The sequence below is a fragment of the Ruegeria sp. CDSB113 genome (genome assembly GCF_059611045.1).
This window is the reverse complement of sequence record NZ_JBXWOU010000019.1, coordinates 1-13121: the sequence shown is the minus strand read 5'-3', so window position 1 is coordinate 13121 and position 13121 is coordinate 1. Positions and strand designations below refer to the sequence as shown.

Sequence of the window (13121 nt, the reverse complement as noted above, 5' to 3'; positions counted from 1 at the left end):
GTAGAGAAATGTCCAAGATTGAAGCCAACCGACTTACTGATGCCTACGCCGCACTGAATAGAGAACAAGACGCGAAGGGATCCCTGCTAAAGAGCGGCGTCACGGCCAAGCCTCTTCTCTTTTGGGGCTTGCTTGGCATCGTCTTGATTTCACCAGCTTTGGTGCAGGCTCATGTGCACTGGTTCGTGACCGCCGACAGTCCCGGGGCCACCACGTACCAACCCTATTCCCTGTCAGAACCGGCTGTTCTGATATGGATAGCCATTGCGGCCGCCATGGTGGGAATTGCGATCGTTCTGGACAGGAAACTGCCAGACCTGCCAATCGCAAGTACCAAGATCAGGCACGATGTAATGGAGTTGATGCGCGTTCTGACGGGCATGTCCTTTCTGCTGACGGCCTATGACGGTGCGCTTGTCGCGCCGCACCTGCAGGCTTATGGCGGGCTCGGCACGGTTCTGCTGTTTCTTCAGGCCGGGATCGGAGTGCTGCTGCTCAGCAATCATTTCCTTCACCACGCCGCGATTCTGATGCTGATCTTGTATGCCGGCATGCTGATCCAATTCGGTCTGATCCGATCATTCGAGTATGCGAACGTCGTCGGAATCGCGCTATTCCTGTTGTTCAACTACTTCCCGTCCGAGGGTGCGCGGACGCGACTGAAGCCCTATTCAGTGGATATGCTTCGGATCTTCACCGGCCTTTCTTTGATTACGCTTGGTATCTCGGAAAAGCTCTATGGCGCGGCGCTCGGTCAAGCCTTCATTGCGGATTATCAGTGGAACTTCATGCCCAAACTCGGTTTTGATTGGTTCGAGGATCGCTTGTTCGTCCTGTCTGCCGGAGTCATGGAAGTGGTCTTCGGACTCATCCTGGTGCTCGGCGTTGTGACGCGATTGGCCACACTTGCCCTGGCGGGTTTGATGCTGACGTCCAACATCGTTTTCCTGATCCAGAACAAGCAGGACGAGGCATTGGCCGAGCTGATCGGTCACCTGCCGATCATCGCAACGGCTCTTGTCTTGCTTCTGTTGGGATACGGGCAGCGATTGAAGGTAGGGCGTTAGAGATCTGCGGCAACGAAGATGGCGTGACCGGTCATTTGCACGTCTGAAAATGCTCGATACTTGAAGGGCGACTACGATGAAGTTTCTCGACACAATTCAAGTCAGGCCGATCTATGGGCTCTACTGGACAATCATATGTATCTTTCTGGGAATTCTGTTGGCGCCGCTCGTGGCGTCGCCAACACCGGAAGATCATTCAACCCATCTGACCCATGACCACATAGAAGCGCATGGCACATTCGAAGTTGATCCCGAGAATGTGCCAGAGGTTTCAATCCGCGTCGCGAAGGACGCGATTGCCGGGTGGAATGTCTTTGTGGCGATTGAAAATTTCGCGTTCTCAGCAGAAAGCGTTAATCAGCCCAATACACCCAATAAAGGGCACGCACATCTGTACGTGGACGGCGAAAAAGTGACCCGGCTCTACGGAACGGCCTACCATCTGGCGGACTTGTCGCCCGGGCGGCACGAAATATCAGTCGGTTTAAACACCAACGATCACTCGGATCTGGTGTTTGGCGGGGAGCCCATTGCTGCGGCGGTCACCATCGAACAAGATTCTGCGACATCGCGATGACGCAACAGCCATGGTGTTATCAACAGGTTAGGGTGCATTTGGCCTGTCCGGCCCGGCAGGGACGCTGATCATGCTGGTCGGGCTGGTGTTTTTTGTCAGCTGTCTCGGCGTCACAGTTTTTTTCAACGCCCAGATGAAAGAGGCTTCGGCATGAATGAATATGTTGCTCGAGGCCACACATGACTATTGGTTTTAAACATATGTCTCCCCTTGGGCTTTCTGAAATATGATGCGAAAAATTGGCTGCGCCACGTCAGTGGCGCTATCCGCAGACATCGTCGTTCTTAATCCGCACATTTTTGCGGTTTATCATTGGTCGCTGATTGGACGATCTTTGCCGCAGCCGTGAGTTCAGAAATCAGCAGATCAACATTGTGAGTATCAGTTTGCCAGGACGATATACTTATCCGCATTGCTGGTGCCTGGTTCCAGACAGTCATACCAAACCAAACCTTAGCATTGGCCGCGACAAGAGACTGTATTTGCGCGGTTTCTGCACCAGTTCCGAAGGTGAACAAAACTTGGTTTAGCACGGGCGGTACTAAGACATTATATCCGGCCTTAACCAACGCATCCGCTACATATTCTGCCAATGCGCAGTGCCGTTCAATCATAGCCGCAACCCCTGTGCGTCCCAGAGATCGCAAAACGGCCCAAAAAGGAATGCCACGGGCGCTTCTAGAGAATTCAATGCCGAGATTCTTCTGGCTATCTGCGGATGCCAAAGAATAGTCTGCATCGCTATTCATGGCGGCGGCCATTGCATGACGGTCACGACAAATACCCACAGCTCCATCATACGGTGTGTTCAACCATTTGTGTCCATCGGTTGTCCAGCTATCGGCCATTTCCACCCCGTCCGTCAGATAGTGTTTTGTCGGAGCAGCACGCGCCCAAAGACCGAAGGCACCATCGATATGTACCCAGGCTTTGGCGGCTTTTGCCGCCGCCACCAATGGCAGAAATGGATCAAAACTGCCGGTATTCACTTCTCCAGCCTGCAAGCACAGGATGGTCGTTTCATCCAATTTGGGAAGCTTTGATGGAATGATGCTTCCTTTTTCATCAACCGGCGCCACAAGTATATTTTGTTCGCCAAAGCCGAGAATACGCAACGCTTTGCGCACTGTCACATGCATCTTTTCCGATATGACGGCGCGAATTTCGGGTGCTCCACAAAGGCCGAGAACGTCCTGGTTCCAGTTCTTCCGCAACAGTAACTCCCGACGCGCAGTCGCCAGACAAACAAGGGTTGAGGAAGTTGCGGATGTGCCAAAGGCAACTCCGCTGTCGCGAGGGAGGTCAAGAATGTCCAGTATCCAGCGTGCGGCAACTTTTTCGATAACATCCGCCGATGGGGAATTGGTATAAGTCGAGGCGCATTGATCCCATGCGAGCATCATTCGCTGAGCAGCTGCAGCGACCGGGATAGTCGCCCCAATAACGAATCCAAAATAATGCGGACCATTGGATGCCACAGTGCCTGGTGATCCCACGTCATCCAGAAGTCTTAGAGTTTCCAAAGCATCAAACCCGTTTTCTGGCAGGTTTTCCTCAAAACGAGACAGTGAATTGCGCGCCGAGTCTTTCGGAAAGGCATCCATGTCAGCGATTTCAGTTAGGTACCGGTTGGCGCGACGACACGCTTCCAAGAGAAGATTGGCATCCGTCAAGTAAGGCTGTAATTTTTCGCAAGTCATACTGTGCCTCTGTTGATTAGGTATTTTTACGATGGCGCGCGTACTCGAGACCACGGAGGCGTCTTCCAAAAGCGAATTAGTCAACTCCTGTGGCTTCACAGGTCATCCGACATTCCAAAGAATGCTCACCATTTTTCTCCATAGGGTCGCAGTTCTACGTCAAACGACCAGGTAGACCTGTCTTGATGGGCGATATGGAAAACTTCGTCAGCGATGGCGTTGGGCTTGCTGAAAAACTCTTCGGGCATATCTGGATTGAAAGGCACGCGGGTCCATGGAGTGTCGATCGCCGCATCTATCACGACATAAGCCACATGGATGCCCTTTGGCCCCAATTCGCGGGCAAGGGACTGCGCAAAAATCCGTTGCGCGGCCTTTGTAGGGGCAAAGAGCGCGTAATTGGGAACACCACGGAGTGCTGCTGTGTTGCCCGTGACGATGATTGCACCGCTGCCCCGCTCGACCATTGCCGGTGTCAGTTCGCGCGCCATGTATAACAAGCTAGTGGTGTTGACGCGAAAATTGCGCTCCAGTTCGTCCGGATCTGCCTCCATAAAAGGTTTGAAAGTGGCCCGAACGGCGTTGTGAACAATCACTTCCGGCGCTCCCATTTCTTCCCTCACCTGACGGCAAACATCGATCAGATGCTCAATGTCCTCCAAATCGAATGCGAAAGCCCTCGAACCCGGGAGTTCCTTTTCAAGTTCCGCCAAACGCTCACGGTTGCGGGCCAACAAGGCGACGCGATATCCATCCCGTTCAAACCGGCGGGCGACCGATGAACCGGTGCCATCGCCGACACCTGTGATCAGACAGACTTTGTGGCCCATGGGTATACTCCTTCTTCAATGGTTGTTTCGACGACGACGCTGCTAAATCAAGGACTTGATGTCAGCTGCAAAGGTCGGGAAGGCATAGAGCGAGGTCTTCAGGTCACTGGCGGAAATGCCGTGACGCATGGCCATGGCGAAGAGATGAATTATCTCGTCGCCGTGATGACCCAGGATATGGGCCCCCACGATCTCGTCGCTGTTCTTGTCGACCAGAACCTTCGACCAGGCTGCAGTTTCGGCATAAGTTTTGGTAGAAATCCAACCAGACATGTCCGAGATGATGACAGAGACGTCGAAGCCCTGCTTCTTTGCCTCGGCCTCGCTCAGACCGACTGAGCTGAGAGCGGGGACAGTGTAAACGGCACTGGGGATAACACTGTAGTCTGGCTGTTCGGTTGACCCGTTCACAATGTTTTGGCCTACAATCTGACCTTCGTAGGTTGCTATCGGGGACAATTGGGCGGATTGCTCCAACGCGTCGCCGGCGACCCACACCGACGGGTTGGAGGTGGAGCGCAACGTGTCGTCGACCAAAATACTTCGCCCGTCATGCTCGATACCGGCGGTCGCAAGGTTAAGGCCTTCGATATTGGCGATGCGGCCGGCTCCGTTGACAACACGTTCGGCCACGACGCTTAGGTCGCGGCCTTCATGCGCGAACCGCACCCTGAGTTTCTTGCCTGATTTCTCGATGTTTGTTACCGAAACCCCGGTTTTGACGACCACGCCAAGACGTTCGGTTTCCGCTCGCAGCGCGCTGACCGCATCCCCGTCAAGGCGTGGCAGAAGCTGCGGCAGCGCTTCTAGTATTGTTACCCGGACACCTGCCCGTGCATAGACGTGACTGAACTCCATCGCGATGACACCGCCACCGATGAACACAACCTCTTTCGGCAATGCCGGGTCCGACAAGACATCGTCCGACGTGATCATGTGCTCGGCGCCGGGAATAGGCAGTGGTCTTGGCCTTGATCCGGTTGCAATGACGATGTTTTTGCCGTGGACGACCTGACCATTAACTTCAACACTGTTGGGCCCCACGAAAGTTGCATGGCCACGAAAGACGTCGCCCCGCTTTTCCGCCAGACCGAGCATGGCATCTGGTATAAAGCTGATAAGGTCTTTTTCCCGTTCGATCAGTTTGGCCCAATCGAGCTTCGGCTTGCTCACTTCGATCCCGTGCACCGAAGCTTGCTCAATTTCATGCATCGTGTGAGCTGCTGCGACCAACACTTTCTTGGGCGTGCAGCCACGGTTGGGACAGGTCCCACCAAACTCACGCGCTTCTACAAATGCAATTGATTTTCCGGCTTCGTGAGCAATGGCTGACACGCCAAACCCGGCATTGCCGCCACCAATAATTACAACATCATATGAATCACGCATGTCTTCACTCCTAGAATTGGAACCATGGTCTGTGTCGAGGCGGGTCGGCATAGACTACCCGGCGGGACCGAAGGTTTCGGTATGAATGTGCTCCTGGGATATGCCCCGGCCTTCCAGATCGGCCTGAAGATCACCCATGAATTTCACCGGCCCGCAGATGAAGTAATGGGCGTCGATGTTATCAACCAGTTGCGCCAGCAACGCGCCGTCTACGCGGCCAAGGCTGTCAAACGCATTGGCCAACTGGTCATCCCCAGTGGGTTGACTATAGGCGACATGCACGCGGATACCTGACCGTGCGGACGCAAATTCCAGAACCTCTTGAGCCAATGGATGGTGTTTCCCGTCTCTCGCACCGTGAACAAACCAGACCGGGCGGTTGCCGGGTTCTTCAGCGATTGCTTGCAGAATGCTCATCATCGGTGTGACACCGATACCGGCGCTGACCAGCACCAATGGGCACTTGTTGCAGGTCATTACGAAATCCCCGGATGGCCGACGGCTGTTAATAATTGCACCGGGTTCGAGGTGATCATGAAGAAACTGCGAAGCGATGCCTTTCGGTTCACGTTTCACGGAAATTCGATAGCGATGCTCATTGGGCTCATTGGAGAGTGAGTATGTCCGACTGACAGGCTCGCTTTTCCCCTGAATGTCTAGCTCGATCGGAAGATGCTGGCCAGGTTCAAAACCAGCCAGGGCCCCTCCGTCACGTGCTTCAAAGACGAATGAGGTGACATCAGCGCTTTCGGGCGTTTTCTCGACAAGACGGAGCGAGCGAACCGAGTCCGCATCCGAACTCCATCTGAGGCTGACCGCGGAGCGCGTCTCAACAACTTCATCAATCTCCAACGTAATCAGCCGCCGAGCGCCGGGAAACTTTGCAATCTCGTCGCTGTCCCAATCGATGGAGGCTTTGCCGGTTAACTGAAGAAAGCTGCCGCTTTCGAAATCAACAAATAGCAAGCCCGCCCTCGGATCGAGGAGAATGTTGCCAATTGTGTTGAAGTGATTGTTGCCGGCGTAATCCGGGAACAGCAACCGCCCGTCATCCAGAACTTTGACGAAGCCACGGTCGCCGCCACGATGCGACGCATCCATCCCGTATGTCGGGCTCGCACCCTCTCCGCGATAACCACTTGCGATAAAGAAGGTGTCTGCGGAGGAAATCCACTGTATCTGCCCTTTGGTGAGGCGCTGGCCTCTGGTTGAAAGGCCAGGATCGGAGCCATTCAACCGATGCCATTTTCTTTCCCGAATATATTGCGGACAATTGCCAAAGGTCTGCTCGACGCGAAAGTTAAACCCTGCGGATGTGACATTGGCCGCACGGCCATTGACGCGGTTACGGCGTCGGGTTGCCAGTTCGATGCCGAGAATGCCGATATCGCTTTCTGGCTGGATGGCATTGTGCAATGCGTCACCTTGACCGGGCAACGCGTCGATAGAGAGCGTTTTGTTGTCAGGCGAGGTAACAGCACCTTCGGTCCCTTCCAACAGTGTAACCCAAGGCCTGTTCTGTCCGTCCCGGGCTGCGACCACCAGGAATGGAAGGGCGGTATGAAAGTCGCGGTGCTGTTCCGGTAAGTAGTCGCGGACAACTTGCCGTGCCCACTCTTCGATGTCGCGGACGCCCAGCCGCGCTTGCGCCAAGTGTTCGCCGCGGTGAAACGGGGAGGCGTCCCGATCACGAAGTTCAGTGCTGGACATGGGATTTCTCCTTGGCAAAATGGCGCCCGGGCATCTGCCCTGGGCGCCAAGTTTCATCAGGCGGCCAGGCCAACCTTGGTGCTTTGCATAGGCACAAAGCCCGGTAGTGCCTCGACACGACCCAGCAGGCCCCGGATATTGGGGAAATCGTCAAGTGAGACGTTCCCCTCGGGCGCATGCGCCGTGTAGCTGTAAATAGCGACGTCGGCGATTGTCGGGGTGGAACCAACCAACCAGTTTCGCCCATCCAGATGAGATTCGAGACGTTCGAATGCAGATCTGGCCACTGCCTTGGGCCGCTCGGCATCCAGTTGGGCGCCAAAGACGGTGACAAGCCGAGCGGTTGCTGGCCCGTGGGCAATATCCCCGGCGGCCAATGACAAGAACTTCTGAACTTCGGCTTCTCGGACAGGATCGGTCGGCAGCCAGTCCGGCGCATATTTACGTGCGAGGTACACCAGAATGGCATTGGAGTCTGAAACGACGGTATCTCCGTCCTCGACGACCGGCACCTGACCGGCCGGATTGAGTGACAAAAAGGGCTCTTTTTTGTGCTCGCCGGCTAAAAGATCGACATCAACCAGTTCATGATTGATGCCGCCAAGCTTGGCAAAAAGTTCGATCCGATGGGCGTGGCCGGATAGCGGATGGCGATGAATGCGGATGGCGTTGGGCATGTTTTTTCCTTTCGGAGGAGTTTTCCTGATTGAAAGCTGAGGGGTTCACCAGCGATCACTGGACAAAACATGGCATGGTACTCTATTGGTGATAATCACACATTTCATTCCATAACTATGAACGTATTGAGCATAATTAACATCTTCGAAGCACCAAAGGAGCGTTACAATGGACACAGTTGACACGATGCGTGCTTTCCTGGCAGTGGCTCAAGAAGGCTCGTTCACGGCGGCAGGGAAGCGTCTCGGATTCTCGACCAGGCTTGTCAGCAAATATGTGGCGCAGTTGGAAAGTCGACTTTCGACCCAGCTTTTCAACCGAACAACGAGAAGTGTTTCTCTCACTGACGTTGGGGTTGCCTACCTTAAGCGATGCCAACCAATTGTCGAACAAATCGATGAGTTGGATGATTTGGTGCAGGAAAGGCAGTCCGCATTGTCGGGTCCGATCCGCATTACTGCACCAACTGGGTTCGGGAGCACCAACCTGACGCAAGCCCTGGCCCCGTTCATGCAGGCACATCCCAATGTTGATATCGAGCTCAAGCTGTCGGATTCCAGAGTGGCTTTGGTTGAGGAAGGGTTCGACCTTGCCGCCAGAGTGGGTGTGTTAAGGGATTCGACCCTCATTGCGAAAAAACTTGCGGATATGCCACTCATCGTTTGCGCATCTCCGGATTATCTGAGCGCGCGAGGACGGCCGGGTGACCCCATGGCGCTCGCCACCCACAAATGCCTGGTAGATGACAACCCGGTCAACGCAACGGCATGGAGGTTCCGAACTGGCACCCGAGATTTTGTTGTGAAAGTCGCTGGCGCCTTCCATGCCAATGCGCCGGCAGCGATCGCTAATATGGCGATTGCGGGCCTCGGCATTGCACGTTGCCCTCACTACGCTGTGGCGTCATGTTTGGAAAACGGATCGCTAGAACAACTCTTTGCGGAATACGAAACAGAAAATTTTGGTCTCTACGCGCTCTACCCACCTAACCGTCATCTGACCGCACGGGTTCGCGCGTTGATAGATCATATGGCAAGGCATTTCAGATCACGTTGAGGAAAGATAAAGTTACAACGGCTTCAACTGGGAAGTCAGTTGGTTGCACCTGATGAGGTCCACTGCAATCTCGCTCCCTGCACTACGCTGCCATTGGGATCCTGGAGACAAGAGCTCACTTTGTTGTGCGACCCATGAATTCGAAGCCTGATACTCGCTGCGGCCCGTATGAATGACCGGTCCTTCCGCTGCGCAGCGGTACCGGATTTCTCGCACACGCGGCATTCTCGACGCTGCGAGCGCGCGCAGCGATAAAACCGAAATCACAAATTGGGCTCAGAGCAGACCTTCGCTGCAATTAGCACCAACGTCAGCCTTGCGCTTCATCGCTGACGTATGAGTTCGAAGCCGTGATACCCAACCCCAGGTCGCTGGAAAGCGCTCTCGCGTGGCGTCAGAACCGCATGCGGTCTTCCCTTCTTGGTCGTTCGGGTCGATAGTTGCCTTGGCGGCGACCGGTGTAAGGATCAGTATCGAGGTATGTGCCTTGGCTTCGACGCATGTATTCGGCGAACTGGGTCAGAGCATCCACCTGATCATCTTTGAGAGCATCCGGAAACGCCAGCAGTTCCCTGCGGAACTCATCAAACCAGGGCTTGTCCGTGGGGATGACCAACTTGCCGGATCTAATCCAGTCGGTCTGTGGGATGAAGCGATCCAGCTTGCTGCTGACCACATTGACGGGCATGAAGACGCCTGCTGCGGTGCGTTTCAACTCATCAAGCAAGTGGATGCCCATCGCCGAGGACTCGATCAGGACTCTGTCAGCGCGCCATTGCTTGCGCAATCGAAGAACAGCGTTCCGCACCTCCGTATAGTTCGTTCGAGCCCGAAAGACGTCGAGTAAGTACCATCTTTCTTCATACGCATGCCAACCAAAGGTCAGCCCCACCGTAAAGTCCGAACGCGGACTATCCTTCGCCGCTGTATCCCAGCTCTGGACCCGCCGGACAAACACGCTTTCGTCCGGCAAGGTTTCCACCAGATGCAAATCGGACATTGAGAGAAATTCGTTTTCACCGTCTGTGGGGTTCTGTTGATACTGCGCCTGGAAAGCAAAATTGCCTATGTCGGCCTTGATCCGATCAAGAACCTCCTGCGGTTCCCGCTCTGGGTTCAACAAGTCCCCTGGCCGACGCTTCAGCACACTATTGTTGTAGAGCGAGATCTCTTCAGGGATCTCCGCGATCGACGGCAAACATAGATGGTCAAACGTGTCCTTTTCCAAAAGGTAGGCGGAGAAGTCATCCGGGTGCAATCGCTGCTGGATCGAGACAATACGGTCCGTGCGCTTGTCGTTCAGCCGTGAGAATAGGGTCTGGTCGAAGAAGTCACGCAACTCCTGCCGGTACGTATCGTGGCGCATTTCGGAGGGTTTACCCAGATCGTCGATGATAATGAGGTTTGCACCGAAGCCAGTGATACCTCCGCCAAGAGAGACCGATTTGCGCCCGCCTCCTTTAGTGGTTTTCATATGTTCGAACCGGTTGTGTTTGGGATCGACCTTCATCTTTGGAAACAGGCGCTGATAGAACCGACTGGTTACCAGCCGTCGAAACTGTTCGGCATGTTCGCGCGCCAGATCTTTGCCGTAACTGACAACAACCACTTTCTTTGCCGGATCGCGTCCAAGCTCAAAGGCTGGCAACAAAACAGATCCACAGATCGATTTCAGATGCCGAGGGGCTATCGAGATCATCAACCGTTGGCACTCACCAGAGGCCACACGCTGAAGGGCGTAACACATGGCCTCCAGGTAAGGGGCTCGGGCAAGCCTCTCACCCGGACACAAGATACCAAAACTGCCCGCAAGGAATGCGTAGAGGTTTTCACGCATCGCAGCCTCTGCCAGTCTTTTGCGATCATCAGAATTCAGGGCATTCATCGTCGATGCCTCCCTGGATGCTTGCAAAAAGCTGATCCGGATCGCTGCCAAACATATCCGCCAGCACTTCCAGGGCGGCCAGATCTGAACCGGAGTCGGCCGCTGATGCACCTTCGCCACCCGCCAACTCTGCAGCACGTGCCTCCTGAACCGCAGGCAACAGTTTGAGAACCCGGTCAATCGAACGCATCTCGCCCTTAACTGCCCCATTCACCAGCTGGCGCAGGATTGCTTCCAGCATAGTGACCTCGCGGCGTGATCCATTCTCGGTGATCGGGATTTTCCGAAAGAAGACTTCCTCAAGCATCGACCCAACATTCTTCGAGGCTTTCGGTCGTCCTTTCGGATTGCCGGATTGGCCTTTCTTGAATTGGGTCGCTTTGGGCGGCTTGCCGTAGCCCACCTCAAACTCTTTCGTATCGTCAGACATGATCCGCCTCCAGCTCTGAGGTGGCATTGGTTGCCGCAGAATGCGCATCGAACGTCTGGCCGGTCACCGCGTGCACGGCGTTCTCACCAGTCATCTCCTGCCAGCGGCGGATGGCGACATCGACATAGGCCGGGTCGAGCTCAATGAGCCGCGCCCGGCGCCCGATTTTCTCAGCTGCCAGCAAGGTCGCGCCGGACCCGCCAAAGGCGTCCAACACGACAGCGCCGCGATGGCTCACATCCATGATGGCATCTGCCACCAAAGCTGTCGGCTTCACCGTGGGATGATCCGCGAGATCCGCCTCGCGCCCTGCCCCAAAGCTGTTCACACCGGCATAATCCCAAACATTGGCTCGATTGCGCCCGTGTTTGCCCAGTTCGACATTGTTGATATGCGGCGCACCGGGCTTCTTAAAGATGCAAACCAGCTCGTGCTTAGATCGGTAAAGACTGCCCATGCCTCCGTTCGTCTTGTTCCAGACGCAGAGATTGATGAGGTCCAATCCACCTGCCTTGCCGGCCGCAATCAACTCTTCAATGTGACGCCAGTCCATACAGATCATCACGATACCTCCGTCCGGCAGATATACAATCAGCCGGTTGATCACGTCCGAGAGAAAGCCACGGAACTCGCTGTCCGACATTTCTCCGGACGCCATGGCAAACTCGCGGTGATCGCCACTGGCGCCACTGCGGACATGCCCATTGACCGGTACGTTGTAAGGAGGATCGGTGAAGACCATCTGCGGGCTCTCGCCATCCAGCAATGTGTCGTAGCTATGCGCTTGCAAGGCATCCCCGCAGAAGATGCGATGATCTCCAAGAACCCAAAGATCGCCCGGCTGCGTGATTACGGGTGCCGTAGGGTCCGGGGCCTCTACAGTCTCCGCTTCCGTCTCCGTGGCCTCGCCCGTACTATCGATGAGGATGTCGATCTCCGGTGCCTCGAACCCGGTGATATCCAGATCAAAGTCCAGTTCACCATCAAGGCTGAGGTCCGTCAGCTCGGCAAATTCGATCTGCAGCGCCGCTTCGTTCCAGTCCGACAGTTCCGCCAGCTTGTTATCCGCGATGCGCAAAGCACGAACTTCTGCATCTCACAGGTGACCCGCGACAACAGTCGGAACGGACATCAACCCCAGGGCCTTGGCGGCTTCATAGCGGCCATGGCCCGCAATAATAGTACCGCTAGCATCCAACAGGATCGGGGTGACGAACCCAAACTGGGCCACCGAAGCTTTCAGCTTGTCAATATTCTTGGCCGCGTGCACGCGGTTGTTGTTGGCGTAGGGCTTGATCTGGCTGATCTGGGATTGGATAACTTTTTCCGCCATCCAGATCGGCGCATTGGACGCCGTGGCGTCGCTCTGTGGTTTCTTGGCAGGCATATTCGCCCCCTTTTGCTTGGCGCCATATGGACGCCGAGATGGAGGGATCGCGTTGGAAAATCGGAGAGAGCACAAATCGCAACTCCCCGGACCTATCGATCCGAGACGTTGCTCCTTTGAATGCTCTCTGCGGAAACCTGTGTTTCCAATGAGTGCTGCCTGCGGGAGCAGTTTCCCGCCCTGATAGTCCGGGCGATTGGGTTGAATGTAGGCGCCATCACTACGAGACGCAACCCCCAAACAAAAAGTAACCGATTAAGATTGTTGACGAATAATCGGGGGTACGGCAGCATCGCCCTGCAAAACACACCCCTCCAGAGCTCGCCCCAGAAAGCGCTGGACTGTTGCTGTGAACCACGCATCACTGAACCCACGCCCGAGCCATTCGGGCGCTCCTCAGTACCAGGGTTCG

General features: G+C 55.1%; 12 protein-coding genes. 3 read left to right on the top strand and 9 right to left on the bottom strand.

The features are described 5' to 3' along the window. The first annotated feature begins 8 nt into the window (after nucleotides 1-8). Together AC2FIS_RS21775 and AC2FIS_RS21770 are read left to right on the top strand one after the other, a co-directional pair. Nucleotides 9-1067 (top strand): DoxX family membrane protein, encoded by a 1059-nt coding sequence (locus tag AC2FIS_RS21775; protein WP_496775362.1) that lies wholly within the window; start codon nucleotides 9-11, stop codon nucleotides 1065-1067. A gap of 76 nt (nucleotides 1068-1143) precedes the next feature. Then, the gene (locus AC2FIS_RS21770) at nucleotides 1144-1644 is read left to right on the top strand and encodes a hypothetical protein (protein ID WP_496775361.1); all 501 of its coding nucleotides are present in this window, start codon (nucleotides 1144-1146) and stop codon (nucleotides 1642-1644) included. A gap of 284 nt (nucleotides 1645-1928) precedes the next feature. On the opposite strand, the gene AC2FIS_RS21765 is transcribed toward AC2FIS_RS21770, so the two are convergent. The 5 genes from AC2FIS_RS21765 to AC2FIS_RS21745 all read right to left on the bottom strand — a co-directional run bounded on the left by AC2FIS_RS21765 (nucleotide 1929) and on the right by AC2FIS_RS21745 (nucleotide 7950). Beyond that, complete coding sequence (locus AC2FIS_RS21765) at nucleotides 1929-3317, bottom strand: pyridoxal phosphate-dependent decarboxylase family protein (RefSeq protein WP_496775360.1); 1389 nt, start codon at nucleotides 3315-3317, stop codon at nucleotides 1929-1931. Between the two features lie 152 nt (nucleotides 3318-3469). Further along, complete coding sequence (locus AC2FIS_RS21760) at nucleotides 3470-4174, bottom strand: SDR family NAD(P)-dependent oxidoreductase (protein WP_496775358.1); 705 nt, start codon at nucleotides 4172-4174, stop codon at nucleotides 3470-3472. Nucleotides 4175-4216: 42 nt separating this feature from the next. Beyond that, nucleotides 4217-5563 (bottom strand): dihydrolipoyl dehydrogenase family protein, encoded by a 1347-nt coding sequence (locus tag AC2FIS_RS21755; protein WP_496775356.1) that lies wholly within the window; start codon nucleotides 5561-5563, stop codon nucleotides 4217-4219. Between the two features lie 54 nt (nucleotides 5564-5617). Beyond that, nucleotides 5618-7273 (bottom strand): FAD-binding oxidoreductase, encoded by a 1656-nt coding sequence (locus AC2FIS_RS21750; protein WP_496775353.1) that lies wholly within the window; start codon nucleotides 7271-7273, stop codon nucleotides 5618-5620. Between the two features lie 56 nt (nucleotides 7274-7329). Further along, nucleotides 7330-7950, bottom strand: coding sequence for a glutathione S-transferase family protein (locus AC2FIS_RS21745; RefSeq protein ID WP_496775351.1), 621 nt, complete (start codon nucleotides 7948-7950; stop codon nucleotides 7330-7332). 169 nt (nucleotides 7951-8119) lie between these two features. Between AC2FIS_RS21745 and AC2FIS_RS21740 the strand changes: the two genes are divergently transcribed. After that, complete coding sequence (locus tag AC2FIS_RS21740; RefSeq protein ID WP_496775350.1) at nucleotides 8120-9007, top strand: LysR family transcriptional regulator; 888 nt, start codon at nucleotides 8120-8122, stop codon at nucleotides 9005-9007. Nucleotides 9008-9401: 394 nt separating this feature from the next. On the opposite strand, the gene terL is transcribed toward AC2FIS_RS21740, so the two are convergent. The 4 genes from terL to AC2FIS_RS21720 are packed head-to-tail and all read right to left on the bottom strand — an operon-like array spanning nucleotide 9402 to nucleotide 12709. Beyond that, entirely contained in the window at nucleotides 9402-10892 is a 1491-nt protein-coding gene (gene terL, locus AC2FIS_RS21735) for a phage terminase large subunit (protein ID WP_496695661.1), read from the bottom strand. After that, the gene (locus tag AC2FIS_RS21730) at nucleotides 10873-11322 is read right to left on the bottom strand and encodes a DUF5681 domain-containing protein (protein WP_496695663.1); all 450 of its coding nucleotides are present in this window, start codon (nucleotides 11320-11322) and stop codon (nucleotides 10873-10875) included. The genes terL and AC2FIS_RS21730 overlap by 20 nt, the downstream gene beginning before the upstream one ends. Further along, complete coding sequence (locus tag AC2FIS_RS21725; RefSeq protein ID WP_496775349.1) at nucleotides 11315-12400, bottom strand: DNA-methyltransferase; 1086 nt, start codon at nucleotides 12398-12400, stop codon at nucleotides 11315-11317. The genes AC2FIS_RS21730 and AC2FIS_RS21725 overlap by 8 nt, the downstream gene beginning before the upstream one ends. A gap of 18 nt (nucleotides 12401-12418) precedes the next feature. Continuing rightward, entirely contained in the window at nucleotides 12419-12709 is a 291-nt protein-coding gene (locus tag AC2FIS_RS21720) for a ParB/Srx family N-terminal domain-containing protein (RefSeq protein WP_496775347.1), read from the bottom strand. Nucleotides 12710-13121: the final 412 nt, after the last annotated feature.

What these genes read in the sequence shown, in the direction of transcription:
- AC2FIS_RS21760 (WP_496775358.1), bottom strand. Translation starts at nt 4,174, where the DNA reads ATGGGCCACAAAGTCTGTCTGATCACAGGTGTCGGCGATGGCACCGGT.
- AC2FIS_RS21730 (WP_496695663.1), bottom strand. Translation starts at nt 11,322, where the DNA reads ATGTCTGACGATACGAAAGAGTTTGAGGTGGGCTACGGCAAGCCGCCC.
- AC2FIS_RS21720 (WP_496775347.1), bottom strand. Translation starts at nt 12,709, where the DNA reads ATGCCTGCCAAGAAACCACAGAGCGACGCCACGGCGTCCAATGCGCCG.
- AC2FIS_RS21755 (WP_496775356.1), bottom strand. Translation starts at nt 5,563, where the DNA reads ATGCGTGATTCATATGATGTTGTAATTATTGGTGGCGGCAATGCCGGG.
- terL (WP_496695661.1), bottom strand. Translation starts at nt 10,892, where the DNA reads ATGAATGCCCTGAATTCTGATGATCGCAAAAGACTGGCAGAGGCTGCG.
- AC2FIS_RS21745 (WP_496775351.1), bottom strand. Translation starts at nt 7,950, where the DNA reads ATGCCCAACGCCATCCGCATTCATCGCCATCCGCTATCCGGCCACGCC.
- AC2FIS_RS21770 (WP_496775361.1), top strand. Translation starts at nt 1,144, where the DNA reads ATGAAGTTTCTCGACACAATTCAAGTCAGGCCGATCTATGGGCTCTAC.
- AC2FIS_RS21750 (WP_496775353.1), bottom strand. Translation starts at nt 7,273, where the DNA reads ATGTCCAGCACTGAACTTCGTGATCGGGACGCCTCCCCGTTTCACCGC.
- AC2FIS_RS21775 (WP_496775362.1), top strand. Translation starts at nt 9, where the DNA reads ATGTCCAAGATTGAAGCCAACCGACTTACTGATGCCTACGCCGCACTG.
- AC2FIS_RS21740 (WP_496775350.1), top strand. Translation starts at nt 8,120, where the DNA reads ATGGACACAGTTGACACGATGCGTGCTTTCCTGGCAGTGGCTCAAGAA.